The 23,901-nt window shown below is 70.2% G+C and carries 21 protein-coding genes; 9 read left to right on the top strand and 12 right to left on the bottom strand.

Translation table 11 applies throughout. The annotated features are described in order from the left end of the window. Window positions 1–12: 12 nt before the first annotated feature. A complete protein-coding gene (locus Vau01_RS10395) occupies window positions 13–1,824 on the bottom strand; it encodes an RICIN domain-containing protein (protein WP_203989880.1) in 1,812 nt (603 codons plus the stop codon). 92 nt (window positions 1,825–1,916) lie between these two features. Further along, on the bottom strand, window positions 1,917–4,370 hold the full coding sequence (locus Vau01_RS10390) for a glycoside hydrolase family 6 protein (RefSeq protein ID WP_203989878.1): 2,454 nt from the start codon (window positions 4,368–4,370) through the stop codon (window positions 1,917–1,919). 123 nt (window positions 4,371–4,493) lie between these two features. Here Vau01_RS10390 and manD point away from each other — a divergent pair, with 123 nt between their 5' ends. Further along, window positions 4,494–5,702: a D-mannonate dehydratase ManD gene (manD, locus tag Vau01_RS10385; protein WP_203989871.1), complete on the top strand. Its 1,209-nt coding sequence runs from the start codon at window positions 4,494–4,496 to the stop codon at window positions 5,700–5,702. Further along, window positions 5,696–7,609, top strand: coding sequence for an alpha-glucuronidase (locus Vau01_RS10380; protein ID WP_203989869.1), 1,914 nt, complete (start codon window positions 5,696–5,698; stop codon window positions 7,607–7,609). The genes manD and Vau01_RS10380 overlap by 7 nt, the downstream gene beginning before the upstream one ends. A 127-nt stretch (window positions 7,610–7,736) precedes the next feature. Here the strand turns inward: Vau01_RS10380 and Vau01_RS10375 are convergent, their stop codons facing one another. The 8 genes from Vau01_RS10375 to Vau01_RS10340 all read right to left on the bottom strand — a co-directional run bounded on the left by Vau01_RS10375 (window position 7,737) and on the right by Vau01_RS10340 (window position 16,037). Beyond that, window positions 7,737–8,966 (bottom strand): MFS transporter, encoded by a 1,230-nt coding sequence (locus Vau01_RS10375; protein ID WP_203989867.1) that lies wholly within the window; start codon window positions 8,964–8,966, stop codon window positions 7,737–7,739. Window positions 8,967–9,156: 190 nt separating this feature from the next. Next, a complete protein-coding gene (locus tag Vau01_RS10370) occupies window positions 9,157–10,311 on the bottom strand; it encodes a glycoside hydrolase family 16 protein (RefSeq protein ID WP_203989865.1) in 1,155 nt (384 codons plus the stop codon). An 18-nt stretch (window positions 10,312–10,329) separates the two neighbouring features. Then, window positions 10,330–11,556: a BNR-4 repeat-containing protein gene (locus tag Vau01_RS10365; RefSeq protein WP_203989863.1), complete on the bottom strand. Its 1,227-nt coding sequence runs from the start codon at window positions 11,554–11,556 to the stop codon at window positions 10,330–10,332. A gap of 14 nt (window positions 11,557–11,570) precedes the next feature. Then, window positions 11,571–12,164: a bifunctional 4-hydroxy-2-oxoglutarate aldolase/2-dehydro-3-deoxy-phosphogluconate aldolase gene (locus tag Vau01_RS10360; RefSeq protein ID WP_203989861.1), complete on the bottom strand. Its 594-nt coding sequence runs from the start codon at window positions 12,162–12,164 to the stop codon at window positions 11,571–11,573. Continuing rightward, window positions 12,161–13,456 (bottom strand): ABC transporter substrate-binding protein, encoded by a 1,296-nt coding sequence (locus tag Vau01_RS10355; RefSeq protein ID WP_203989859.1) that lies wholly within the window; start codon window positions 13,454–13,456, stop codon window positions 12,161–12,163. The genes Vau01_RS10360 and Vau01_RS10355 overlap by 4 nt, the downstream gene beginning before the upstream one ends. Before the next feature lie 24 nt (window positions 13,457–13,480). Beyond that, window positions 13,481–14,368 carry a carbohydrate ABC transporter permease gene (locus Vau01_RS10350; protein WP_239151472.1) on the bottom strand — a complete coding sequence of 296 codons (888 nt, stop codon included), beginning with the start codon at window positions 14,366–14,368 and terminating at the stop codon, window positions 13,481–13,483. Next, window positions 14,365–15,243 carry a carbohydrate ABC transporter permease gene (locus Vau01_RS10345; RefSeq protein WP_203989857.1) on the bottom strand — a complete coding sequence of 293 codons (879 nt, stop codon included), beginning with the start codon at window positions 15,241–15,243 and terminating at the stop codon, window positions 14,365–14,367. The genes Vau01_RS10350 and Vau01_RS10345 overlap by 4 nt, the downstream gene beginning before the upstream one ends. After that, on the bottom strand, window positions 15,240–16,037 hold the full coding sequence (locus Vau01_RS10340; RefSeq protein ID WP_203989850.1) for an IclR family transcriptional regulator: 798 nt from the start codon (window positions 16,035–16,037) through the stop codon (window positions 15,240–15,242). Before Vau01_RS10340 ends, Vau01_RS10345 begins: the two co-directional genes overlap by 4 nt. A gap of 86 nt (window positions 16,038–16,123) precedes the next feature. Here Vau01_RS10340 and Vau01_RS10335 point away from each other — a divergent pair, with 86 nt between their 5' ends. The 7 genes from Vau01_RS10335 (at window position 16,124) to Vau01_RS10305 (ending at window position 22,025) form a co-directional block, all read left to right on the top strand. Continuing rightward, window positions 16,124–17,269, top strand: coding sequence for a mandelate racemase/muconate lactonizing enzyme family protein (locus Vau01_RS10335; protein WP_203989848.1), 1,146 nt, complete (start codon window positions 16,124–16,126; stop codon window positions 17,267–17,269). After that, window positions 17,269–18,162, top strand: a complete 894-nt coding sequence (locus tag Vau01_RS10330; protein ID WP_203989846.1) for a dihydrodipicolinate synthase family protein — start codon at window positions 17,269–17,271, stop codon at window positions 18,160–18,162. Before Vau01_RS10335 ends, Vau01_RS10330 begins: the two co-directional genes overlap by 1 nt. Continuing rightward, the gene (locus tag Vau01_RS10325; RefSeq protein WP_239151471.1) at window positions 18,162–18,860 is read left to right on the top strand and encodes an SDR family NAD(P)-dependent oxidoreductase; all 699 of its coding nucleotides are present in this window, start codon (window positions 18,162–18,164) and stop codon (window positions 18,858–18,860) included. The genes Vau01_RS10330 and Vau01_RS10325 overlap by 1 nt, the downstream gene beginning before the upstream one ends. Then, on the top strand, window positions 18,857–19,786 hold the full coding sequence (locus Vau01_RS10320; RefSeq protein WP_203989842.1) for a sugar kinase: 930 nt from the start codon (window positions 18,857–18,859) through the stop codon (window positions 19,784–19,786). Before Vau01_RS10325 ends, Vau01_RS10320 begins: the two co-directional genes overlap by 4 nt. A 123-nt stretch (window positions 19,787–19,909) precedes the next feature. Further along, window positions 19,910–20,569, top strand: coding sequence for a hypothetical protein (locus Vau01_RS10315; RefSeq protein ID WP_203989840.1), 660 nt, complete (start codon window positions 19,910–19,912; stop codon window positions 20,567–20,569). 9 nt (window positions 20,570–20,578) lie between these two features. After that, entirely contained in the window at window positions 20,579–21,379 is an 801-nt protein-coding gene (locus Vau01_RS10310) for a hypothetical protein (protein WP_203989838.1), read from the top strand. A 13-nt stretch (window positions 21,380–21,392) separates the two neighbouring features. After that, the gene (locus Vau01_RS10305) at window positions 21,393–22,025 is read left to right on the top strand and encodes a cupredoxin domain-containing protein (RefSeq protein WP_203989836.1); all 633 of its coding nucleotides are present in this window, start codon (window positions 21,393–21,395) and stop codon (window positions 22,023–22,025) included. 35 nt (window positions 22,026–22,060) lie between these two features. On the opposite strand, the gene Vau01_RS10300 is transcribed toward Vau01_RS10305, so the two are convergent. Beyond that, complete coding sequence (locus Vau01_RS10300; RefSeq protein ID WP_203989834.1) at window positions 22,061–23,032, bottom strand: ketopantoate reductase family protein; 972 nt, start codon at window positions 23,030–23,032, stop codon at window positions 22,061–22,063. An 82-nt stretch (window positions 23,033–23,114) separates the two neighbouring features. After that, window positions 23,115–23,789 (bottom strand): S1 family peptidase, encoded by a 675-nt coding sequence (locus Vau01_RS10295; protein ID WP_203989825.1) that lies wholly within the window; start codon window positions 23,787–23,789, stop codon window positions 23,115–23,117. Window positions 23,790–23,901 lie beyond the last annotated feature (112 nt).

Genomic DNA, 23,901 nt, shown 5'->3' with positions numbered 1-23,901 from the left:
GTTACATGCTGCTCAGATACGCGCGAGGGCGAAAATCTGCGCGCGGTTGTCGATGTTGATCGTGTTCTGCGTCAGCGCCGAGCCGGCCGCCGTCGTCATCGCGGCCGCCTTGCCGCTGTAGCGGTTGACGAGGATGAAGCGGGCGTCGGCCACCCGGCGCAGCGCCCACTGCTGACCCTGCAACGTGGTGTCGCAGGCGCGCAACGTCAGCGCCAGACCCTCGGTCGTGGTCTGGTTGTTGCTGGCGCACAGGCCGGTCGCGATGTTGACCAGCTGGTAGTACGACCCGACCGCGGTCAGGCGCCATTGCTGCGTCGTCGCGGTGCCCCGCGCGGCGTGCGTGATGGCCGTGCCCGCCACGGCACCGGTCGGCACCGCGACGCTCTCCCGGTTGTTCAGCGCCGTGATGTAGTTGACGGTGTTGGTCGCGGCCGGTGCCGGGTAGGCGAGCTTGGTGAAGAACCACCGCTGGTTCGCCGCGCCGGTGTAGACCTGCTGGTTCACCAGCGGGTCGGTGGCCGTCGGCTGGGTGAGCGCGAGTCCGTTGCGCCAGTTGAGCACCGTGAACGAGCCGTCGGAGTGCGGCAGGTACGCCCAGCGCATGCCGTCCTGGCCGTTGCAGATGTACTGCAGCGCCCGGGTGCCCGGCGTCTCGCCGCTGAACGCGGTGTCGACGCACAGCAGGCTCTGGCTGTTCATGATCTGGATGCCGGTGGTGTAGGCCATCAGCCACTTCTGGCTGCCCGAGGCGCTGTTCGCCGTGGTGGCGTGCAGGTACTTCAGCGTGTCGTTGACGCTGCCGGTGGTCGGGTCGATGTCGAGTGCCTTGCCCGACGCGACGTTGGTGACGTTGTAGGTGAACCCGGGCCGCGGGTAGTTCTGGTTGTCCACCGTGGTGCCGGCGCGCAGGTGGACGCTGTTGGCCAGGTTCCAGTGGGTCGCCAGGTAGGACCCGGACGCCGGGGTGACGTTGAAGTAGTCGTCGGCGCCGCAGTCGGGCAGCCGTTCCTGGTCCCACTGCGGGCAGTCCATTGTGGACCCGGCGGCGTAGCACATCATGTCGAAGCGCTGGCTGCAGTGCCCGGGTTCGATCGCGTGCGGGGCGGTGTCCTGCACGGCGCCGATGGTGTGCCCGAACTCGTGCGCGATCGCGTTGGCGCCGAGGCAGTTGGCGATCGCGTCGACGCGGCTGTAGGTGGCCCAGTTGTTGTGGAAGTTGTCGGCACCGGGCCGGTCGTCGTCGAACAGCCCGCCGACGCCGCAGATGCTGTTGTGCTCGGTCAGCATGATGTACTTGCGGCTCTCGATGTTGTATCCGAGCGCCCGCACGGCGTCGACCGAGGTTCCGAACTCGTTCAGCGAGCCGGCCGGCACCACCACGTTGCGCACCACGGCCTGGCACGAGCCGTTGACGGTCTCGGTGAGGAACCGGATGTGCCGGCTGCGGCTGCCGCGGGCGGCGCCGTCGTTGTAGGCCGCGTCGGCGTTGAGCAGCCAGGCCTGGATGATCGGTTGGAGGGCCGCGTACCGGTCGGGCATCGTCGCTTCGCGGACGTACAGCACCTCGACCCGCGCGCCGGCCGTCCCGTCACAGGTGAACCCGATGAACGGTCCGCCGACGAGTCCCTGTGTCGTGATTCCGCCCGGTACCGACGTGGCCAGCGGACCCGTGCGGGGCCCGCCGACCTGCGCGCCGGGGAAGACGTCGTGCCTGCTGATGACGGTTGTCGGTTTCGAGTCCGGCGCCGGATCCGCCACGGCGCTGGTGGCCGCCGACCCGAGGGTCATCACCGCTGCCAGGCCCACCGTGGCGATTCTTCGCATGATCATGCTCGCTCGCAATCATCGGTTCCCACCCCCCGTGGATGGGCACGACGAAAGTACATCGAAACATGTAAGTGTTCAAATGCCGCAGGTCATGTTCCGTTGATGAGGGCGACCGCCAGGTCCGGGCTGAACGCGCCCTCCGCGACCGTCGGCGCCGACCCGCACGGGCCGTCGGAGACCCCGGGTTCCTTGACCCAGAGCACCATGTCCGGGCCGCGCGGCGTGTTGTACGCCTTGGGTGCGGGGTCCAGATCGGAGACGGCACCGAGCTTGCGCTTGGACGGGTTGCACCACTCGCCGTCGACGACCGGGTTCACCGCCACGTCGGCGCCGTTGCGGCTGGTGTCGACGATGAAGCGGGACAGCAGCCCGTGGCCGTCGTTCAGCGCGGTGTAGATCGACTGGGCGTACGTCGTCGACTGGTTGGTCGGGTAGACGCTGCCGGCGTTCACCGCGTACCCGCGGACGTTCGCGACGCCCGCCGAGTACAGCCGCTCGGCCATCACGGCCGGGGCGATCGCGTTCGGGTTCCCGGCGTCGAGGTAGACCCACGCCCGGGGTGCCGCCGCCTTGAGCTGTTGGGTGGCGTAGGCCAACAGTTCCAGCCGGGTCTGCCGGTCGGCCTCGGGGAGGCAGTCCAGCGCGGCCAACGCGTTCGGCTCCAGGACCACCACCGACGGCCGGTTGCCGATCGCGGCGGCGAACGCCGCGATCCAGGTGGCGTACGCCTCCGGCGTCGCGGCGCCGGCACCGGTGCCCCGGCCGCACTCGCGGCCCGGCAGGTTGTCGGCGACCAGGATCGGCACCCGCCCGGTCGGACCGGCCGAGACGGCGGCGAGGTCCACATAGGACTTCACCGCGGCGCCGACGTCGCCGCTCGACGCGCCGAACCACTTACCCGCCGACTGCTGCGCGACGTTGAACCGGATGGTGCTGGCCCGGCTGTCGGTCGGGTTCGCGTTGAGCCACCGCTGGGCGGCGGAGTCCCAGTTGACGTAGTAGCCGTACGTGTTGGCGAACTGGCCGGTGGTCGGCGTCGCCGCGTCCAGCTTCCAGTCACCGACCAGCGGTCGGTCCCCGTCGGCCCCGTAGGCGAACGCCGGGTACATCGCCGCGCTCACGATGTTGTCCTGCAACAGCCGGAACGTGTGCCCGGTCGACCGGAACGACCCCACGGTGTCCTTGCCGTCACCGTTCCAGTCGCCGACCACCGGAATGTCGTTCGCGTTGATCTGCGGGTGCTTGAACGTGGACTGGAACGTCCCGGCGGTCAGGTCGTTGCGGAGGTAGAAGGTGCCGGTGGACGCGCGGAAGAGCCCGGCGCTGTCGATCCCGTCGCCGTTCCAGTCGCCGATGACCGGCGTGTCGCCGACCGCTCCCAGCACGTATGTGATGTCGGGCGCCCCGTTCGACGCCGAGTTCCGGAACCGGAACGTGCTGGTGCTCGGCCGGTACGACCCGACGGTGTCCTTGCCGTCGCCGTTCCAGTCGCCCACCACCGGCACGTCACCGGCGGCCATGAACTGGTCGGCGAAGTAGGCGAAGTCCCGGCTCTTCGTGCCGTCGAGCGGGTTGCGCAGGTGCAGGCTGATGTCGGAGGGCCGGTACAGGCCGAGGCTGTCGACGCCGTCGCCGTCCCAGTCGCCGACCAGGATCGTGTTGGTCGTCGGGTTGGTCACCGTGAAGCCCGGGATGTCGTTGCCGCCGGCGGTGATGGAGTTGCGCAGGTACACGAGGGCCTCGCCGGTACGCAGCGCGCCGATCGTGTCGACCTTCTTCGCGCTCGAACAGCTCTCCCACCGGGCCGGGTTCGCGGCGGTGTTCACGTTGGTGTACTCGTACGACGGGTTGGTGTCGTGGAAGTTCCAGGCGTCACCGGTCAGGTTGGACCACTGGCCCGCGGCGTTCTTGATCCGCTGCCCGGCCATGACCACCGGCTTGCCGCACGGGATCACCGGCTCGACGATGCGGGAGTCGCCGAACGTCTCGACGTCGTGGGTGTACATCTCGCGGTTGCCGGCGGGCGGGGTGTCCCCGGCCAGGAAGCGGTCGCCGACCCCGTCGTTCATGTTCACCCACGCGCACACCTTCGTGCCGTTGACGTTGGCGACGTGGTTCGTGTCGCACCACTGGAACGTGAACGTGACCTGCTTTCCGGCGGCGAGGTTCTCCATCGCGCCGTGGCAGTGCCCGCCGACCGTCCACGACTGCGTGCACCCCGAGTTGTTTCCGGTCAGGCCGTCGTCGTCGGCGTAGTAGTACACCCACCAGCCCTCGTGGGAGGTGTAGTAGATGCCGGTCTCCAGGTTGTTGAACCACTGGCCGACCGCGCCCCATGCCTCGGTACCGTTGTTGAACTGCGGAACCTGCCAGGTGACCGACCAGCCCTTGACGTCGTCGATCCGGCCCTTGTACTCGCTCTGCAGGTGGTACCAGCCGTTGGTGCCGATGTCCGGTGACGGCGGCGGCGGAACGGCCGAGGCCGGCTGTGCGACCGACACGACCATCGCCAGGACGGCGACGAACAGCATCAAGCGGTTCATGGTGCTGGTCCTTTCGATCCCCCGTGAAGACGTGTCGCGCCGACCGTCACGCGCATTGTAGAACGTCGATACGTCGATGACGACCCCTGCGGTTCTTCGGATCCGACCCCGTAGACTTCGCTGATGCGGATCACGGACGCCCGGGTCATCGTCAGTTGCCCGGGGCGCAACTTCGTCACCCTGAAGATTGTCACCGACGACGGGGTCACCGGCGTCGGCGACGCCACGCTGAACGGGCGCGAACTCGCGGTCGCCGCCTACCTCACCGAACACGTGATCCCCGTGCTGATCGGCCGCGACCCCGCCCGCATCGAAGACACCTGGCAGTACCTCTACAAGGGCGCGTACTGGCGGCGCGGCCCGGTCACGATGACCGCGATCGCCGCCGTCGACACGGCGCTGTGGGACATCAAGGGCAAGGTCGCCGGCCTACCCGTGTACCAGTTGCTCGGCGGGCGGAGCCGCGACGGCGTCACCGTCTACGGTCATGCGAACGCCGAAACTGTCGACGACGTCCTCACCGAGGTGTCCCACTACGTCGACCTCGGGTACCGCGCGGTGCGCGTGCAGACCGGCGTCCCCGGGCTCGCGAGCACCTACGGCGTCGCCCACGACCGCATGTTCTACGAGCCCGCCGACGCCGCGCTCCCCACCGAGAACGCGTGGAGCACCGAGGCGTACCTCGACCACGTCCCGTCGGTGTTCGCCCGGGTCCGCGCGGAGTTCGGCCCCGGGCTCAAGCTCCTCCACGACGTACACCATCGACTCACACCGATCGAAGCCGCGCGCCTCGGCAAGAGCCTCGAACCGTATTCCCTGACGTGGATGGAGGATCCGGTTCCCGCCGAACTCCAGGAGGGCTTCCGCCTCATCCGTCAGCACACCACCACACCCGTCGCCGTCGGCGAGGTCTTCAGCACGATCTGGGACTGCCAACAACTCATCACCGAACAACTCATCGACTACATCCGCACCACCGTCGTGCACGCGGGCGGAATCACGCACCTGCGCCGCATCTTCGACCTCGCCGCGCTGTACCACGTGCGCAGCGGTTCGCACGGCGCCACCGACCTGTCGCCGGTGTGCATGGCCGCCGCGTTGCACGTCGACGTGAGCATCCCCAACTTCGGCCTCCAGGAGTACATGCGCCACACCGCGGAGACCGACGCCGTCTTCCCGCACACGTACCGCTTCGCCGACGGCTACCTGCATCCGTCAGAGGAACCGGGACTCGGCGTCGACATCGACGAGGAGGCCGCCGCGCGCTACCCGTACGCGCCCGCGCAACTTCCCATCAACCGCCTGCTCGACGGAACCATGCATTCATGGTGAGCGCCGCGTGGCTGCCGCCGGAAGCGTTGCGCGCCATCGGATCCCGCCGGGCCGTCGTGCGCGGGGAAGGACCGCCGGTGGAGACGGTGGTCCGGGAAATCGCGGCGGCGGGCGGCCACGTCACCTTCAACGAGACGCCCACCGCGCCGGCCGATTTTTACCTCGACTCCGGGTACGGCAGCCCCGAGGGGTTCACCCTGCAAAGAAGCGACGGTGTCACGTACGTCCGCGCCGGCGACGGAAACGGTCTCCTGTACGGGTTCTTCGAGGTCGTGCGCCGCGGCGAGGCCGCCTTCGGCGCCGACTTCGGGCCCGAGGAGCACCGGCCCGTGATGCGCCGGCGGATGCTCGACCACTGGGACAACGTCGCCGTGCACCCGGTGATGGGCCAGGTCGAACGCGGCTACTCCGGCGGATCCATCTTCTGGGACAACGGAAAGCTGCGCGACGACCTCGACCGCGTCTCCGCGTACGCCCGCCTGCTCGCCGCCACCGGCATCAACGCCGTCGCCATCAACAATGTCAACGTGCACGCCGCCGAGGCGCGCCTGCTGACCGACCGCCTCGACGACGTCGCGACGATCGCCGACCGCTTCCGCCCGTACGGGATCCGCACGCACCTGTCGGTGTCGTTCGCGTCGCCGGTGACGCTCGGCGGGCTCCCGACGGCGGATCCGGTGGATCCCGCGGTCGTCTCGTGGTGGGAGCGGGCCGTGGCGGCCGTCTACGACCGGATCCCCGACTTCGGCGGGTTCGTCGTCAAGGCCGACTCGGAGGGCCAGCCCGGCCCGTTCGCCTACGGGCGCGACCATGCCGACGGCGCGAACCTGCTCGCCGACGCGCTGGCCCCGCACGGGGGAGTGGTCCACTGGCGGGCGTTCGTCTACAACCACCGGCAGGACTGGCGCGACCGGTCCACCGACCGCGCCCGTGCCGCGTTCGACCACTTCGCCCCGCTCGACGGCCGGTTCCGCGACAACGCCGTGGTCCAGGTGAAGTACGGCCCGATCGACTTCCAGCCCCGCGAACCGGTGTCACCGGTGATCCTGGCGATGCCGAACACCAGGCTGGCCGTCGAGTTCCAGGTGACGCAGGAGTACACCGGCCAGCAGAAGCACGCCTGCTACCTGGCTCCACAGTGGAGCGAGCTCCTGAACTGGAACGGTGTCGCCGACATCGCCGCCACCGGCGACGGCGTGGTGGCGGTCTCCAACGTCGGAGACGATCCACAGTGGACCGGCCACCCGCTCGCCCAGGCCAACCTCTACGCGTTCGGCCGGCTCGCGTGGAACCCGGCCCTCGACCCGGCCGCGATCCTCGACGAGTGGGCCGACCTCACCTTCGGCCCCGGTCTCCGCGAGCCCCTGCACGACATCCTCGACGACTCCTGGCGCACGTACGAGTCGTACACGGCTCCGCTGGGCGTCGGCTTCATGGTTCAACCGGGCCACCACTACGGCCCGAGCGTCGACGGCTACGAGTACACCCCGTGGGGTACCTATCATTTCGCCGACCGCGACGGCGTGGGCGTCGACCGCACGGTCGCCACCGGCACCGGTTTCACCGCCCAGTACCCGCAACCCTGGTGCGACGTCTACGAGTCCGTCGCCACCTGCCCCGACGAGCTGTTGCTGTTCTTCCACCACGTCCCGTACACCCACGTCCTTCACAGTGGAGCCACGGTCGTCCAGCACATCTACGACTCCCATTTCGCCGGCGCCGAGGCCGCCGAACGGATGCGCACCCGCTGGCACGACGTCACATTGCCCGACGCCGCCCTGCACGCGAAGGTCTCCGACCTCCTCGACGAACAGGTGCGCTCCGCCCGGGAATGGCGCGACCAGATCAACACCTACTTCTACCGCAAGTCCGGAGTCCCCGACGCCCACGGCCGCCGCATCTACTGATGTCGAGGTCCGCGGAGGACGATGACGCCGGCCATGCCCAGCCACAGGTAACCGGGCCACAGCGCGATCCGCTCGAACAGGCCGCCGAGTTCGGGCTCGGCGGCGCAGATGATCTTGGTGCAGCGGTTCAGACCCGGGCCGTGCGGACGGTCCGGCTCAGAGTCGCGGCGAGGGCGAGGAAGGCGAGCCACCCCGCCAGCATGAACGTCAGCGTCGTGGTTCCGAGGCGGGCGATCAGGGCGCCGCTCGCGATGGTCCCGATTGCCGCGCCGCCGGTGGTGAGCGTGTCGATCGCGCTGGTGACCCGGCCGCGCAGGGCATCGGGGGTGACGGCGAGCCGGTGCGAGTCCAGGGCGACGTTGTACACCGGCGATACGACCGACTCGGTAAAGGCCACCACGAGCAGCAGCCACCACGTCGGCGCCAGGGCGTAGAACGGAAAGGCCAGCGCTTCCGCCCACAGCATCGTGATGGACAGCGAGCCGAGCGGGAACCGGCGCGTCAGCGCGGGCGCCAGGAGGCTGCCGAGCAAGGCGCCGACGCCGGCGCCGGTGAACACCAACGCGGTCTGGGTGGGGCTGGCGTGGAGACCCTGGGCCAGCATGACGATCAGCAGGTAACCCGCGCCGAATCGCAGGCTGTCCGCCGCGTCGAGCAGGGCCAGCGTCCGGATGACCGGTCGGTGCCACAGCCAGGCCAGCCCCCGTCCGATGTCGGTGACCAGTGTGCGCGGCGAACCGGGTGCTGCGGGCCTGACCTGTTCAAAGTCTGTACGGATGGCGCGGAGGAAAGCCGCGGACGCCAGGAACGAGACGGCGTTGACCGCGAACGGAAGCATCCGGCCGGCGGCGTAGGCGACGCCCGCCACGGCGCTGCCGACGATGCGCAGGCCGCTGGAGAACGCCCCGACCGTCCCCAGCGCGGCCGCGAGGTCGCGGACGGGAACGATGTTCGGCAACGCCGACCCGTTCGCCGCTCCGAACAGGGTGCTGAGCACACCGTTGAGCAGTGCCACGGCGTAGAGCTGCGGCATGCCCAGCACTCCGGACATCGCGGCGACCGGGACGGTGGCGGTGAGCGATCCACGGCCGATCTCGCACCAGATCATCGTCGTCCGGCGGTTCCACCTGTCGACCAAGGCGCCGGCGACCAGCCCGAACACCAGGTAGACCACGGTCTGCAGTCCGAGCAGGAGACCGGCCTGGGTCGGCGACCCGGTCAGGGCGACAACGAGGAGGGGGAGAGCGAGGAACTGGAGCGAGTCACCCAGCTGTGACACCAGCCGACCCCCGAGCAACAATCGGAAGTCGTGCTGGCGCCACAGGGGCACGGGCGGCGTCGAGATGGGGTTGTCCACGGTGAGCTCCGGTGGATGAATGCGCCTACCCGGCGCGCTGTCACGGGCATGACAGACACGCAGGCGCTACCGAAACCCGCCGGAAGCGGACAGACTCCACCCACGTGTCGCAGCGCGACCGCTATACGTCACTGGGCGTAAACATCAGCCGAGACACTACCGGCCGGACGTCACGGCCGGCAACACCTTTCTAGGTCCGGACGAACTTGACCGCGTCGGCTCGCGCGCAGCCGGTGCCGCTCGCCGTGGTGCGGACGTAGCCGCCCGTGCCGGCCGGGAACGTCCAGGTACCCAGGCTCACCCAGCCGCTGGACCCGGCCGTGCCGTCGACGACGGTGGTCGACGTGACTCCATTGTGGATGGTGTCGTAGCGCTGGGCGGGGTCGCTGTTCGCCGCCCGGACCTTGTAGGCCCACACCTGGTAGGTGCCGGCCGCGCGCAGGTTCGGGCGCCAGGTGGCGGTGGCGGCGGCCGTGCCGCAGGTGGCGTAGCGGGTCGGCGAGGCGACAGTCCAGCCGGTGAGCGTCGACGTCGACCAGGTGCCCGACTCGGAGTAGCCGTAGGCGGCCGGGCCGTCGTTGTCGACGTAGTAGTCCTTCTGCCAGTAGCGGACGTAGTCGAACTGCATCGCGGCGGGCAGCGTCGACGGGTCGGGCACGGTGCCGTAGGCGATCGACGTCAGCCAGATGCTGGTGTAGTCGTGGGTCCAGTCGGTCGGGACGTACGGGGCGGTGTACCTGAGGACGCCGTCGACGTAGAACTTCGCCTGCGTCTCCGACCAGTCGAGGCCGTACGTGTGCCACTGCCGCAGGTCGAGGCCGCTGTTGTAGGTGGACCCGTACGACTTCCCCGCCGACACGCCGCTGCCCTTCCAGGTCAGGACTCCATTGTGGACGGTCTGCGGGTTGATCGAGTCGATCTCGAAGATGTCGACCTCGGTGCGCTGCTCGGCCGGGAACGTGGTGCTGCCGTCGCCGGCCATGAGCCAGAACGAGCTGTGCCACCCGGCGCCGTTGTTGATCTTCGCGCGGGTCTCGTAGTGGCCGTACCGGAGCTTCTGCTTGCTCACCAGTCCGCCGCCGGTGAAGTCCTTGCCACCGAACGACTCGGCCCTGAGCGCGATGCTCATCAGTCCGCCGCCGACCGACACGTTCTCCGGCCGCTGCGCGCTGTACGCCTTGACGTCGGTGCGGTAGTTCCACTTGCCGGTGTCGACGGCGGTGCCGTCGAACTCGTCGGAGAACGTGAGGGTGTAGCCGGAGGCGGGCGGGTCGGCGGCGGCCGGCCCGGCGAGGGCGACGGTGGGCAGAAGAGCGACGAGGGCGAGGGACAGGACTCTGCGCATGGGGGTCGTCCTTCCGGGCTAGTTGCGGCCGTAGTACAGGCGGCCGTTGGTGGTGTCGGCGAGGTAGAGCACGTCGGTTCCGGTGGCGTCGCGTTCGACGGCGAGCCGGTCGATCGGGAGCCCGGGTGCCACCGCCGCCGAGGTCCACGTGCCGCCGCTCTCGGTGGCGACGAAGGCGCCGCCGGATTCGCGGGCGTAGTAGACGCGCTTCCCCTCGGTGGGGTGCCACGTCATCCCGAGCGCCGCCCGGGTCTGCGTCGCGGCGTACACGGTCTGCCGCGCCCAGGCTCCGGCTGAGTTCACGTACGCGTACCGCACCTCGAAGTTCACCGCGGACCGGTACCGGTAGGCGACCTTCGGGCTGGTGCCGTCCAGCGTCAGCTTCGCGCTCTGCACCGCCGGTTTCGTGCTGTCGTTGCCCTCGTACACCTCCCCGCTCTCCAACGGCTGGATGACGTCGGCGGTCGAGGTGCTCACCGGAACCGGCGACGAGAACGCACCGGTGGACGGGCGGTACCGGAGGTAGCTGAGCTGGTGCCGGAACGCCGTCGCCGGGTACAGGCCCCACTCCCACAGGAGGTGCAGGTCGCCGGCGGAGTCGAAGCGGAGGTCGTCCGGGTAGACGGCGCGGTTGGCCGACTCCGCGAACACGGCCAGGCGCGTCCACGTCGACGCGGCGTTGTTCCACCGGTAGAGCCTCCCGCTGCGGCCCGCCGTGCTGGTGCCGTCGAGGCGGGCGATGAGGTACACGTCGCCGTTCGGTGCCGTGGTGAGCACCGGGTAGGTGACGCCGATGCCCTGGTCGGGTAGGTCGGCGGCGTGGTTCTGCGGTGCGCCACCCGGTGTGTCGGACCGGAAGTAGCGCCAGGCGTTGTTGTGCATCGACGCGAACACGTGGAACCGGCCGGTGCCGTCGCGCGCCATCGACGGCTGGTTGTGGCCGACGTCGTCGGTGTACTCGGCCTGTGCCGAACCGTTCATGACCGGGATCCGTGACCACGCACCGGATCCGTCGCGGCGGGCGATCGCCACCCGGTGGGTGCCGGCGGTGGCACCCGGTTCGTTGAACGCGAGGTAGGCGTACTGGTTGCCGCCCACGTACGTCTCCAGCGGCGTCCACCAGGCGGCCTGGTTGGAGGAGTCCATGGTGTACGGCACGAGCGTGACGGTCGCGGGGGTCGCGGCCGCGGGGGTTGCGGTGAGAACGAACAGGGAGACTAGAGCGGGGGCGAGGATCCGTCTCATGAGGGCTCCGCGATTCAGGGGGTCAGTGCGGCCACCAGTTCGGTCAGGCCGCCGGGGCGGGTGACGGTGCTGCCGACGCCGAGCGAGCGGGCGCCGGCGTCGAGGAACGCGCGGGCGTTGCCGGCGTCGATGCCGCCGGTCGCCACGAACTGGACGTCGGGGAACGGGCCGTGGAGTTCGCGGATCCACCGCGGTCCGAGCGAGGCGGCCGGGAACGCCTTGAGCCACCGGCAGCCGGCCTTCACCGCGTGCTGGACGTCGCTGGGGGTGGCGACGCCCGGCAGGTGCGGCATCCCCGCCGCCAGGCTCGCGGCGAGGATCTCCGGGTCGAAGCCCGGCGCCACGGTGAACGCCGCACCGGCGTCACGGGCCACGGAGACCTGGTCGACGGTGATGACGGTGCCGGCACCGACGCGTTCGCCGCGTGCCCCGCCCGCTTTGGCCACGGCGGACAGGGCCGCCACCGCGTCAGGTGTCTGGATCGGGAGCTCGACCGCGCCGATCCCGGTGTCCCACACCGCGTTCGCCAGCTCGACGGCCCGGTCGGCCGGCACGCCACGCAGGATGGCGAGCAGCGGCCGGCCGTCGAGCAGGTCGTCGAAGGTCACTTGGCCAGCGCCGTCATCTGCTTCTGCGCCTCGGCCAACCCGGCCGCCGGTGTCGCCTTGCCGATGAGGATCGCCTGCACCTGTTCGGCGAGCACCTTCTCCATCTGCGAGAACGACGGGTAGCCCCAGAACGGGCTGGCGCTGGCGTTCGCGGCGATCTCGCGGGTGAAGTCGACGGTGAACGTGTCGGTCTGCACCTTCTGGTCGGCCAGGCCCTTCTTCGTGGTCGGCGGCAGCCCGGTCTTGGCGAACCAGTCGGTGGTGTAGGCGGGGTCGGCGGTGATGGTCTTCGCGAACTGGGCCGCCGCGTACGCGGCCGGTCCGTCGATGACCGCCACGACGTGACCCCACGCGAGGTGCCGCGGCTTGTCGCCGGACTTCCGTACGGGACGGGCGAACGGCTTCAGCTTCGAGCCGAGGGCCGGATCCGGCGACGACTTGAGCACGGTCGCCTTGCCACCGATCGCGTCCTCGTAGAACGCCGTCCGGCCCTGCGACATCAGCGCGCGGGCGTCGAACCGGTTGATGTCCGGTGCGATGAGCTTCTCGTCGTAGAGCTTCTTGTACCACGTGATCGCGGCGACGCTGGCGTCGTCACCGATCACGATCTTCCCGTTGTCGACGATGGGCGAGCCGAACACCCACATCCACGGGAGCACGTCCTTGAGCTGGTCCACCTTGGTCATCGCGGCCCACGGCACGATCCCGCTATTTGGCCCGCCGCCGAGGCCCTTCACCGCGCGCAGCGCCGCCTCGAACTCGTCGATGGTCTTCGGCATCGACGTGACGCCGGCCCGCTGCAGCAGTTCGGAGTTCGCGATGAGCCCGATGCCGGCCTGCGTCCACGGCACCGCGTACTGCTTGCCGTTGACCTTGCCCAGTTCCAGCGACGCCTCGGTGTAGTCGACCCCCTCGGTGACGCTGGCGATGTCGGCGAGCTTGCCGGTGGCGGCGAGTGTGGCGAGCCAGGCGACGTCGAGTTGCACGGCACCGCGCAGTTCGCCGCCGCGCACCTGCAACAGCAGCTGGTTCAGGTAGTCGTTGTACGGGTACGACGGCGACGAGATCGACGTGCCGGCGTTCGCGCCGGTGTACTTCGTGATGATGGTCGCCAGCGGTTCCTTGGTGACGGCCTCGTTGGCCGACCACGACGTCAGCGGGAACTCCTTGACCCCGTCGTCGGACAGTCCACTTTTCGAACCGGAGTCTGACGAGCCACCTGAAGGAGCGCAGGCGGCAAGAATCGGTGTGGCGGCCAGGAGGCCGAGCAGGCTGCGGCGGGTGACAGACATGGTGCACTCCAGAGGAGGGGGTGTTCAGCCCTTCACCGCGCCGGCGGTGAGGCCGGACACGAGGTAGCGCTGAAGGACGGCGAATCCGATGACGACGGGCAGGGACACGACGAGCGATGCGGCCATGAGCGAGGGCCAGGCCGTCTCGGCCTCGCCGGTGAACGTGTTCACCAGACCGGGCGGCAGGGTCTGCTTCTCGGTGCCGGCGAGGGTGAGGGCGAAGATGAAGTCGTTCCACGCGCGGATGAACGCGAACAGCGCGGTGGCGACGAGGCCGGGCAGCGACACCGGCAGCAGGATGCGGTGGATGATCGCGCCCTGGCCGGCACCGTCCACTTTGGCCGCTTCGATGAGCTCGTCGGGGATGGTGTCGAAGAAGCCCTTGAGCATCCAGACGCACAGCGGCAACGTGAACGTGGTGAACGACAGGATCAGCGCGAGGTACGTGTTCAGCAGCCCGAACTGGCTGAACACCAGGTACAGCGTGATGAGCAGCAGCGCCTGCGGGAACATCTGCGAGGCGAGCACGAGGTACATCAGCGAACGCCGGCCCCGGTAGCGGAACTTCGCGAACGAGTAGGCCGTGTACGCGGAGACGATGACGGTCAGCACCGCGGTGAGCGTCGAGACGATGAGGCTGTTTCCCAGGTACCGCAACAGTTGCGGGTTCTCCCAGAGGCTGCGGAAGTGGTCGAACGTGACGTGCGCGGGGAACCAGCGCGGCGGGAACCGGAACACCTCGTTCGTCGGCGTGAGCGCGGTGACCGCCACCCAGTACACCGGCGCGAACGTGAACACGCCGATGATCGCGATCGTGGCGGCCGCGCCCCACGGCGCGCGCCGGCGCGGCGCGCGGCGTTCCTTCGCGGAAGGCGCGGCCGGGGGAGCGGTGCGGGTCGCGGTGATCGTCACGCGCGCTCACCCCGTTCGGTGACGCGCACCCAGACGACCGTCAGCGCGAGGATCAGCACGAGCCACAGGGCGCCGAGCGCGCTCGCCTTGCCGAGGTCGAACGCCCGGAACGCGGTGTCGTAGACGGCCACCGCGAACGTGGTCGTCGACCCGGCCGGTCCGCCGCCGGTGAGCACGTAGATGGTGTCGAAGTGCTGCAGGTTCCAGATGACCTCCAGCAGCACCACGATGCCGAAGATCCCGCGCATGTGCGGCAGGGTCACGTGCCAGAACCGGCGGACCGCGCCGGCGCCGTCGAGCGAGGCGGCCTCGGTGAGCGTCGCGGGAACCGTTTGCAGACCGGCGAGCAGCATCACCATGATCCAGGGGAAGCTGGCCCACGTCTTGGCGACGACGATCGCCGCCATCGCGGTGCCCGGTTGGCCGAGCCACGTCACGGGTTCGTCGATGAGGTGCAGTCCGGTCAGCACGCCGTTGAGCAACCCGTAGTTGGCGTTGAAGATCCACAGCCAGACGAACGAGACCACGACACCCGGGATCACCCACGGGATCAGGAACACGCCGCGCAGCACGGCGCGCCCGCGGATCCGGCTGTTCAACGCGAGCGCCAGCGCGAACCCGATGACGACCGGCGCGAGTGTGGCCGCGAACGTGAAGACGAGCGTGGTGCGCAGCACCGGCCAGAAGTTGTCGTCGAGCACGGCGACGAAGTTGTCGAGCCCCACGAACGCCCGCCCGGGCAGCACGAGGCTCTGCTCGAACACGCTCGTGGTGAGCGCGCCGATCAGCGGGTACAGGATGACGCCGCCGAACAGCGCCAGCGCGGGCAGCGTCAGCAGGAACCCGAACGTCTTGTCGGAGAGCCCGCGCCTCACAGTGCCACTTCCAGAACCGGACCGACGTACCCGAGGCCGACGCTGATGGAGTCGGCCGCCTCGATGACGGCGTTCGCGAGCGCCGGTTCCCGCGTCCCCAGGTCGATGACCGACAGCGGCCCGGACACCGACAGCGCCGCGACCACCGCGCCCGACCCGTCGCGGATCGGGGCCGCGACGCAGGCGCGGCCCAGCGCCAGCTCCTCGATCTCGGCGGCGTAGCCGCGGGCGGTGGCGGCGGCGATCTCGGTGTCGAGCCGCTCGTGCGTGGTGATCGTGTGCGGCGTGTAGGCGGCGAGCGCGTCGGCGGGCAGCAGGTCGCGCCGCTCGGCGGCGGACAGTCCACTGAGGAGGGACTTGCCCAGACCCGTGGCGTGCAGGGGGTTGTGCTGCCCGGCCAGCACGAACGACCGCGGGCTCTGGCGTCCCTCGAAGTTGAGCAGGTAGAACAGCCGGCCGCCACGGCGGACCGCGACGTTCGCGCCGAGCCCGAGCTCGGCGGCGAGGTTCTGGGCGACCTGGCGGGCCTCGCGGTGCACCGGGTGCGCGTTGAGCACCGCGCCGCCGAGCGACACCGTGTCGAGGCCGAGCCGGTAGAGCCCGCTGACCGGGTCGCGGTCGACGAAGCCGGCCGCCTCCAGCGTGGCCAGCAGCCGGGACGCGGTCGACAGGCCGAGGCCGGTCGCCTTCGCCACGTCGGAGACGCGCAGCTCGGCGCGGCCACCGGTGAAGACCTTCAGCACCGACAGCGCCCGGTCGACACTCTGGTTGCTGCTTGCCACTTCGGCTGCCATCTCACGCCTTCCTGGAACATGTCTTGCGTAGGACGGGACGTTATCCCGTATGTTGCAAGTGGTCAACCGGAAGGCGGGAGCCTGGTGTGAAGATCGAGTCTGTCGAGACGTGGGTGGTGAAGATCGACCCACCCGAGACGTATCTGGGCCCGCGCCCGGGTGACGGCAGCGGCGACTACTACGTGCGGCCGCCGTGGCGCAGCCTCTACTCCGACCGGTTCGAGACGATGCTGGTCCGGATCACCACCGACGGCGGGCTGGCCGGCTGGGGCGAGGCGCTCGCGCCGGTGGCGCCCGAGGTGGCGAAGGCGATCGTCGACCGGCTGCTGGCGCCGACGCTGATCGGCGCCGACCCGCGCCGCGTCCGGCCACTGTGGACGATGCTCAGCGGGCTGATGCGGGAACGCGGCCACCTCGTCGGTCACCAGGCCGACGCGCTCGCGGCCGTCGACACCGCGTTGTGGGACGTGGCGGGGCGCGCGCTCGGAGCCCCGGTGCACGCGCTGCTGGGCGGCGCGTACCGGGACCGGATCCCCACGTACGTCTCCGGTCTCCCGCGATCCACCGACGAGGAGCGTTCCGCGCTCGCGCGGGAGTGGGCGTCGAGAGGCGTCCGCGCGATCAAGCTGCACCTCGGCAACGGCGTCGACGCCGACCTCGCCACCGTCGACGCGGTCCGGTCCGTGCATCCGGACCTGAGGATCGCCGTCGACGCGCACTGGGCCTACGGCCTCGCCGACGCGGTGCGCCTCGGCCGCGGCCTCGACGAGCGCCGCGCCTGGTTCCTCGAGGCGCCCCTGGTCCCCGAGGACGTCGACGGGCACCGCGAACTCGCCCGGACGTTGGCGACGCCGGTCGCGGTCGGTGAGGCGCTCCGGAACCGGTACGAGTTCCGGGCCTGGCTCGCCGCGCGCGCCGTCGACATCTGCCAGCCCGACGTCGCCCGTACCGGCATCACCGAGGCGATGGCGATCGCCGACCTGGCGTCGGCGTTCCACGTGCCGGTCGCACCGCACCACTCGGTCGGGCTCGGCATCTCGGTCGCCGCCGGCCTGCACGTCGCGGCCGCCGTCGCCGACCTGCCCGCGTTCGAGTTCCAACCGTCCACAATGGCGGTGGCCAACCGCATCCTCACCACACCGCTCACCGGCGGACCCGTCGCCTTCGACCTCCCCGACACTCCCGGCCTCGGCATCGAGGTCGACCTCGCCCCCCTCCTGGAGAACAGCTGATGACCCGATCGCCCGACGTCCGCGGCCTCATCCCGGTGCTGGCCACCCCGTTCACCGATGCCGGCGACGTCGACCACCCGTCGCTCGCCCGGCTGGTCGAGTTCCAGGTCGGGTCCGGCGTCGCCGGTGTCGCGGTGTTCGGCTTCGCCAGCGAAGGCTTCGCGCTGACGGCCCGGGAACGCGCCGAGATTCTGCGGACGGTCACCGGCTCGATCCCGGCGCACCTGCCGCTCGTCGCCGGGGTGGCCGCCACCGGCACCCGCGACGCGGTGGAGCAGGCCCGGGCGGCGGCCGACGGCGGCGCGAGCGTCGTGATGGTGGTGCCGCCGCACATGGTGAAGCCGTCACCGGCACAGGTGGTCGACTTCTACGGCGCGGTCGCGGCCGGCGGCGGCCTACCGGTGATGGTCCAGGACGCGCCGGCGTCGACCGGTGTCACCATGCCGGTGCCGCTGATCGCCGAACTGTCCAAACTGGACGGTGTGGACTCGGTCAAGGTGGAGACCCAGCCCACCACGCCGAAGGTCGGCGCGGTCGTCGACGCCGTGGCGGGCGACTTCGCCGTCCTCGGCGGGCAGAACGCCCTGTTCCTGCTGGAGGAGTATGCGCGCGGCGCGGTCGGCACGATGCCCGCGTGCGAGTTCGTCGACCTCCTCGCGCCGGTGCTCGCCGCGTGGCACGCCGGCGACCCGGCGGCGGCGCGCGCCGGGTTCAACCGGCTGCTGCCGCTGGTGCGGTTCGGGCTGCAGCCGGGCATCGCGTGGTCGATCCACAAGCACGTGCTGGTGCGCCGCGGGATCATCGGGTCGGCGGTCGTGCGTCCCCCCGCAAGTGACGCCGACCCCGGTACGCTCGCCGCGTTGGGCGACATCCTCGCCGACCTGGGCCTGTGATGCGGGGCGTCCTCGTCGTCGGCGCGAGTTCGCCGATCGGCCGCGCGATCGGTGCGGCGTTCGCCGCCTCCGGCGACCGGGTGGTCGGCGTCGCGCTGGAGTCCTTTGTGGACAGCTCCTTTGTGGACACCCTCGTCCTGGACTGCTCCACGGCCGTCGGCGCGGCCGCCGCTGTCGGGTCGATGGAGTCCGTCGACGTCGTCGTGCTCGCCGCCGCCGCGATGCCGGTCGGCCCGGTCACGTCGACCACCGACGAGCAGTGGCGCACCGCCCTCGACGCCACGCTGGGCACGGCGTTCGCGATCTGCCGGGCCGCGTTGCCGAGAATGCGGGACGGGGGAGCGATCGTCGCCGTCAGCTCGGTGAACGCGTTCCTCGCCGCGCCGGGCGTCCCCGCGTACGCGGCGGCCAAGGCCGGGTTGGAGGGCCTGATGCGCCAACTGGCGCTGGAGTACGGTCCGCGCGGGGTGCGCGTCAACGCGGTCGCGCCCGGGATGATCGGCGACCCGGTCGAGGGCGCCGCGGCCGGGTATCCGCTCGGACGCACGGGACGCCCGGAGGAGGTGGCGGCGGCGGTGCACTTCCTGGCCGGCGCCGGCTTCGTCACCGGCACGGTCCTGCCGGTCGACGGCGGGCTGTCGATCGCGTCGCCGGCCGCGTTCCTCCGCGACGACCTCCGGGCACGATGGTTGCCATGATCGACGTGGTGGGTTTCGGCGAGGCGATGGTGCTCTTCCAGCCCTCGCCGGGGGAACCGTTGGACACCGCCGGCACCGTGACGATGAGCGTCGCCGGCGCGGAGTTGACGCTGTGCGCGACCGTCGCGCGGCTCGGGCTCTCGGCGGCGTTCTGCACCCGGGTCGGCGCCGACCCGCTCGGCCGCCGGGTCCGCGCCGCGGCGGAGAACCTCGGCGTGGTCACGGATCTCATCGTGGCGGACCCGGCCCGCCCCACCGGGCTGTTCCTCCGCGAGGCGCTGCCCGACGGCCGGCGCCGCGTCCACTACTACCGGGCCGGGTCGGCCGCGTCCGCACTGGACACAGTGGACGCTCACCGGGTGCTCGCCGCCCGGCCGTCGGTGGTGGCCGTCTCCGGTATCACCGCCGCCCTCGGCCCGGGCCCGCGGCGGGCCGTCGTCGCGCTCGCCACCGGCGCGCGCCCGGCCGGTGCGCGGCTGGCGCTCGACCCCAACCTGCGCCCCGCCCTGGGCGACGTCGACGAGCAGGCGGCGACGGTGCGCGAACTTCTTCCGTACGCCGACTTCCTGCTACTCGGGCTCGACGAGGCCGGCCCGGTGTTCGGCGTCACCGACCCGGCCGCCGTGTTCGCGGCGGCGGCCCGGGCCGGCGTGGGCGAGACCGTCCTGAAGGCCGGCGCGGACGGCTGTTTCCTGCCCGGCGACGTGCACATCCCAGCGGTGCCGGTCGAGGTCGTCGACCCGGTGGGTGCCGGCGACGCGTTCGCGGGCGCGTATCTGGCTGGGCGACTGCGCGGTGCGCGTCCCGAAGAATCCGCCCGGCTGGGCGCGCGGATCGCCGCCGGGGTCGTCGCCGTGGCCGGCGACACCGAGGGCCTGCCCGCGCGTCCTCGATCCGACATCGTGTCGCTACGTACGGAGACTTGACGGTCACGAACGGCCGGTTGAAGGATGGTGGAGTCGCGACCTAGCTATTCGATCGCCGCCGTTTCAGCGGCCGCCATCGGCGATGGCCTTGCTGCCCGCGCCGCCTCCAGCTGAGGGGTCATGATGAGCCTGACCGAAGCTGAAAATGTATTTGCCGGACTGAATGAAACCGGCCTCAATGACATGCTGAGGGCAATCTTCACCGCACGCCCCCGGCTGCTGAACTATCGCACATCCCCCGCCGTGACGAACAATCCCGTATCCGCCTCCGCGTGGACCACCGTGCCGGTCATCGCCTTCCCCGGAGTACCCGGCGGCATCGAATACGCGGTGCAGTTCGACATTCCACAATCCGACATCGCTCCCCAGTCGGCGGCGCTGCCGCCACCGCTCACCCTCGGGCCCGGGCAGATCTCGCTCCGCACCGCGGTGACCCTCACCCTGTTGTGCCGTTCCCGCCAAGGTGGCAACGACCAACAGCCCGCGGGAACCAGCATCAGCGTCGGATTGGAGGCCGCGGCGGTCGGTCGCATCGTCGTCCGCTCCGTCGGGCTCGGTAGCGGTTCCATCGCCTTCGACCTGCAGCGGGTCGAACTGGTCGACGTCACTCCGGAAAAGTTGGAATCGCTGCTGGAGTGTCTGATTCTGACCTTCCTGCGCGGCGCCCTGGCGTCGGTGGAGCTGCCGTTCTCGGCGATCCGGCTGGGTGCCTTCTCGCTGAATCTCCTCCGCGGGCCGGAGAGCGAAGACGATCAGTTGAAGCTTTACGGCGCCGCGGTCTAGGAGGAAGTCATGTCCGACGTCATTGCAGCCATCGACGAGACAGCGGCGAACGTGATCGTACCGACAACGGTCGCGTCGCTCCCGCCCGCGAGCACGTCCGGCAGCGGCAACCTCGGCCCGTTCTCGGTGTCCTGGAACGCGACAGCGACACTCAGCGCGGGAACCGTGGACCTGATTCCGCCACCTACAGACGTCATCCGGCTGAACAACGGCAGAGTCAACTACACGCTGGGGCTCTCGCTCTCGCTCGACCTCAGCTTCCTCAACTTCTGCCTGCCCCAGGTGTGCGTGACACTGCCGTTCATCGGCCGCGTATGCACTCCGAGAATCTGCATCACCTTCCCGACCATCACCGTGCCGGTATCGCACTCGAGCTTCGTCGCCTTCACCGTCGACCTTCGACTGGCGACCGCCCTCGTGGCCGGGAACTGGAACGTCGACGCCATCGTCGTCGGCGTGCCGTCCCTGGTGCTCGGCCCGGCAGCCACCGCGCTGATCGCCGCGATCGGAGTCGCGGTGACTGCGGCGCTGCTGCTGGTGCCGTTCATCGGTCCGCTGCTGGCTCTCGCGTCGGCCATCATTTTCGGCGCGTTCACAATCGCCAATGTGCTCAACCTGCTGGGACCGATCGTGACCCCGTTCGTCTCCGGCCTGAGAGTACCCATCTACCAGCAGCCTCAGATGTTCCAACTGCTGGCCGCCACCCCGATCGATCCGGCGGTTCTCATCCGCCTCGATTCGGTGCTGGCATCCCTCGACGGAAGCGCCGGGGAGGACGAACTGATCCTGACCGTGGACGTTTCACCATAGGCGAGGAGTTCCGATGACTGCTATGGACAGCCGGTTCCTGACTTACCTCGACTGCTACGGACAGCGCTTTTCGGCACCCGGCAAAATCCGGTACGCGGTTGGTAGCCCCACCGCTGCCCACCTGGCGCTGGACGACCGGCCGTTCGTCGTCAAGGTGCAGGAGCGGGGCGAGGCCGAGCACCGGCAACACGACGTCGAGGTGGGACACAGCAAGGGGAGGTTCACGGTCACTCCGCGCGAACTGACCATCGCCGCCGGCGATCTGATCGTCTGGCACTCCCCGGTCGCGGCGACCCCGCCGTTCGCCGTCTGGGGTGAGAGCGACGCGGGATCGTTCTCCAGCCTGCGGTTGAGCAAGGATGCCTTCTATAGCCACGCCTTCGGCGAGCCCGGCGAGTTTGTCTGGCGCGACGCCAACGGCAGTGCGATCAAGGGGGTCGTTCGGGTCCGCGGCGTCGACACCCACGAACGTGACGCCGCGGAGTCCTGGAAGAAGGAGCTCGGCCAAGGGGCGGTGGTGGTGATCGACAACGATCGGGTGGAGCCCACCGAGCTCGGCGTCGTCGTCGGTCAGACAGTGTTCTTCGCGGTGGCCGAAGCCGCCGGCGTTTCCATCTCGCACGAGGCGACCGCCGCAGTGCGGTGACCGGGGCCGATGGCCGTCTGTCAAAGGGGTGACGCTCAGCCGCGGTCCACCGTGGACAGGATGTCGGCGGCGTCGAGGCTGCGGGGCTCGCCGCCGCCGCGGGCCAGGTCGGCCGTGACCCGACCGACGAGTTCGTTGATCGGTGCCGGGTGGCCGTGGAGCCGGCCGAGCAGCACGATCTCGCCGGACAGGTAGTCGATTTCGACGTTGCCGGTGCCGCGGGCGATGCTCTGCCACGTGGAGCCACCCATCGGCGGCTGCCGGTCGTCGGTGCGGATCCGGAGAATGTCGGCGCGGCGCTCGCGGTCCTCGTCGACACCGATGACCGCGATGCCGGCCGCCGTGAGGACGGCCTCGCCCTCGGCGGTGGCCCGGCGGGCGAGTTCCTCGGCGGCCGGGCCGGGCCGGCACGTGGCGTCGATGCCGTTGCCGATGTTCATCAACAGTTTGCGGTACTTCCACGCCATGATGTCGGCCCGGGGCACCGATTCGAAGCCGGCTGCGTGCAGATCCGCCGCGATGGCCGCGGCCGTGGCGTCGGTTCCGGTGGGAAACCGGCCGATGTCGAGGATTCCGGGGACCGGGTGCACGCGCTGCACCACCGTGCCGGGTTCGAGGTGCGTGGCGGGCAGCATCACCGTGACGGCGTACGTGTTGGCGAACCGGCGCAGGATCGCGGTCTCGTTGGCGACGCCGTTCTGCGCCGACACCACGACCGTGTCGGCGGGCGCGTGGGCGGCGAGGTCGTCGAGCGCGCCGGCGGTCTGGTGCGACTTGACCGTGAGGAGCACCACGGGTGCTTCCGACCAGTCGACTCCGGCGGCGGAGTCGGTTGCCGGCGCGTCGACCACGTGGACGCCGTCGGCGGTGTCGAGTTTCAGCCCGCCCTTGCGGATGGCGGCGAGGTGCTCGCCGCGTGCGACGAGCGTCGTCGACCGGCCCGCGCGGTGCAGGTTGGCACCGATGACCCCGCCGACCGCGCCGGCACCGTAGATCACGAAGTTCACCCGACCCACGATACGGGGGAGACCCCGTGGACCGCGGGCACGGTCCACGGGGTCGCTCAGGGGCGGAGCCTCAGACGCCCGTTCAGACGCCCGCGACGGAGCGGATCCAGGTGCGGCTGTAGGCGACGCTGCCGTAGTACTGGCGGCTCACGCCGTCGGCCGTGGAGGCGACGCCGACCTGCTGGCCGTTGTAGACCTGCGGCCCGCCGGAGTCACCGCGCCACGCGTTGCCGTTGACCCGGGTGCTGGCGATCGCCTGGCCGCCGTAGGCGTCCGTGGACAGGCCGGTGACCCGCACCGTGGCGGTCTTCAGCTGGGTGGCGGCGGAGCAGCCCTCGTAGCAGGTCATGCCCCAGCCGTAGATGCTGTTCGTCGAGTTGGTGGGCGGGTTGGCCGACGCCAGCGGCATGTAGGAGGTGCTGATGCTCGTGGCGAGCGTGAGCACGGCGAGGTCGTACCGCGTGCTGTAGGTGGAGACGCTGGCGAGCGTGCCCGAGCCGCGGGTGACGCTGCCGACCCGCACGGTCATGGCGGAACCGGTGCAGTGCCGGGCGGTCAGCACGTACCGCGCCGCGATGATCGTGCCGGAGCAGGTGAACGAGCCGTTGCGGTAGATCTGGGCGCTCCACGGCGCCGACGACACGGTGCCGCCGCCGATGATGAACGGCTCGACCTCGTCGGCCTGTGCCGCGACCGGCGTGGCGAACAGGGACGTCGACGCGGCGACGAGCGCGAGAAGGGTGGTGCGCACACGCATGGGGAGCTCCTTCGGGGGTGGCCGATGTCCGAAGTTAGCGCGGTCGGATATCCATCGCTTCATATCAATCGATTCCCGGGTTCGGGGATATGATGTCGATCCGTCGATCTGC

It is taken from the genome of Virgisporangium aurantiacum, from assembly GCF_016863635.1.
Classification (GTDB): Bacteria; Actinomycetota; Actinomycetes; order Mycobacteriales; family Micromonosporaceae; genus Virgisporangium; species Virgisporangium aurantiacum.
This window is presented reverse-complemented; position numbering and strand designations above follow the sequence as displayed.